We start from the raw sequence: 1,997 nt of genomic DNA, 5'->3' as shown, positions 1-1,997 counted from the left end.
CCGCCCGGGTGGGTCAGCGGGCGGCGCCCGCACACCCACGCGCGGCCCCCGCACACCTCAGCAGGCGGAGCCCACCGCGTCAGCGCGTACCGCCCGCGACCGCCGCGCTCGGCTCGGCGACCGTCGACCGCAGGGACTTCCCGTCGGTCTTCGTCACGCGGGTGGCCACCCGCGCGCCGCAGTTCGAGCCGTAGGTCCAGACTCCCTGGTTGGCGATGCCGCCGGCCCAGTCGACGCAGTAGCCCTTTCCGTAGACGTAGACGGGTCCGGCGTACGACCGGTAGTCGCCGGCGTCGGAGCCGGACTCGTAGGTGTCCGGGACGGACACGGAGGTGAAGATGTACACCGGTGAGCCGCTGGTCTTGCGGATCGTCACCGCGCAGTTGTAACCGCTCTTGGCGTTGTACGTCAGGTACACCGTGCCCTGGGTGCCGATGTCCGCCGAGTTCACGACCTTGTAGCCGGTGCCGCAGACCCCGTTGTACGCGGCCTGGGCCGCGGCGGCGGACGGTGCGGCGGTGGCGGGCTGGACGAGGGCGGTGGTCGTTGCCCCGACGGCGAGCGCGGTCAGGGCCGCTGCCATGGCCGCACGACGAGATTTACGCATGAATTTTTCCCCCTGTAACTCCACGAGTACTTTCTGTGTGCTCACCAATACAGACCAGCCGATCAAGAAAAGAGTTGTACGGGACTTTCCGCCATCAAATGCCGGGCCTTTATGATCTCGGTGAACCGTCGTTAACCGGGAGGGGTGTCCCATGGGTGGGTCCGAGCAGAGGTACGGGGACTTTGTCGTCGTACGGAGGTCCGGGTACGTCGCCGAGCTGGTCCTCGACCGGCCGAAGGCCATGAACGCCGTGTCCACGGAGATGGCCCGTTCCCTCGCCGCCGCGTGTACGGCGCTGGGCGCGGACCGGGACGTACGGGTCACGGTCCTCACGTCCAGCCACGCGCGCGCGTTCTGCGTCGGCGCGGACCTCAAGGAGCGGAACTCCTTCACCGACGCCGACCTGGTACGGCAGCGGCCGACCGCGCGGGCCGCGTACACCGGGGTCCTGGAGCTGCCCATGCCCACGATCGCGGCCGTGCACGGGTTCGCGCTGGGCGGCGGGTTCGAGCTGGCGCTCGCCTGCGACCTGATCGTCGCGGATCGTACGGCCGTCGTCGGGCTGCCCGAGGTGTCGGTCGGCGTCATTCCCGGCGGGGGCGGTACGCAGCTGCTGCCGCGCCGGGTCGGTGCGGCCCGCGCGGCGGAGCTGATCTTCTCGGCCCGGCGGGTGAAGGCGGCGGAGGCGCGTGATCTCGGTCTCGTCGACCAGCTCGTGGACGAGGGCGACGACCGGGAGGAGGCCCTCGCCCTCGCGGACCGTATCGCCGCGAACTCGCCCGTCGGCCTGCGCGCGGCCAAGCGCGCGCTGCGGCTCGGGCAGGGCCTGGACCTGCGGGCCGGCCTGGAGGTGGAGGACGCGGCGTGGCGGTCGGTGGCGTTCTCCGGCGACCGTCGTGAGGGGGTCGCGGCGTTCAACGAGAAGCGGACGCCGCAGTGGCCCGGTGAGTGAGCGGGTGAGCGGGTGAACGCAGAGTGAGCGGCCCTCGCTCCAAGTGATCAAACTATCCCAAAGCGCCCTAAGCTGGAGCGATGGGAGTGGATGGGCGACTGCGAGCCGTGGTGTCGCTGGCGCAGGCCATGGCGTCGGCCCAGGCCCCGCGCGATTCCTGGCGGGCCGCCGCGCAGGGGGCGCGCGAGGCGCTCGGCGGGAGCTTCGCCGCGCTGTCCGTGTGGGAACGGGACCTCGGGCGGCTCAAGGTGCTCGTCAACGCGGGGGAGCGGGTGGCGGGGGAGGAGGAGTTCCCGGAGGCCGAGGCGTATCCCGTCCACCAGTTCCCCGAGATCGCGGAGTTCCTGCACGAGCGGTGGGCGGGGGGCGGCGGCCCGAACGCCTGGGTCGAGACCGCGGAGGGCGCGGCGGCCGGCTCGCCCGGCTACAGCCACCAGC

The 1,997-nt window shown here is 71.8% G+C and carries 2 protein-coding genes and 1 pseudogene; 2 read left to right on the top strand and 1 reads right to left on the bottom strand.

Annotated features, from left to right (window positions below):
• Positions 1 to 79 precede the first annotated feature (79 nt).
• Complete coding sequence (locus GT042_RS28500; protein ID WP_237531298.1) at positions 80 to 583, bottom strand: spore-associated protein A; 504 nt, start codon at positions 581 to 583, stop codon at positions 80 to 82.
• A 175-nt stretch (positions 584 to 758) separates the two neighbouring features.
• On the opposite strand from GT042_RS28500, the gene GT042_RS28495 reads away from it, so the two are divergent.
• Both GT042_RS28495 and GT042_RS28490 read left to right on the top strand, forming a co-directional pair.
• Positions 759 to 1,559: an enoyl-CoA hydratase-related protein gene (locus tag GT042_RS28495; protein ID WP_161311582.1), complete on the top strand. Its 801-nt coding sequence runs from the start codon at positions 759 to 761 to the stop codon at positions 1,557 to 1,559.
• Positions 1,560 to 1,639: 80 nt separating this feature from the next.
• Positions 1,640 to 1,997 (top strand): annotated as a pseudogene (locus tag GT042_RS28490) (diguanylate cyclase); the annotation flags it as partial.

Origin of the sequence: Streptomyces sp. SID3212, assembly GCF_009865405.1 — a bacterium.
In the GTDB taxonomy this organism is placed as follows: Bacteria; Actinomycetota; Actinomycetes; order Streptomycetales; family Streptomycetaceae; genus Streptomyces.
This window is presented reverse-complemented; position numbering and strand designations above follow the sequence as displayed.

Bases quoted from the DNA above. Each gene is read 5' to 3' on its own strand.
- GT042_RS28500 (WP_237531298.1), bottom strand. From the start codon at position 583: ATGGCAGCGGCCCTGACCGCGCTCGCCGTCGGGGCAACGACCACCGCC.
- GT042_RS28495 (WP_161311582.1), top strand. From the start codon at position 759: ATGGGTGGGTCCGAGCAGAGGTACGGGGACTTTGTCGTCGTACGGAGG.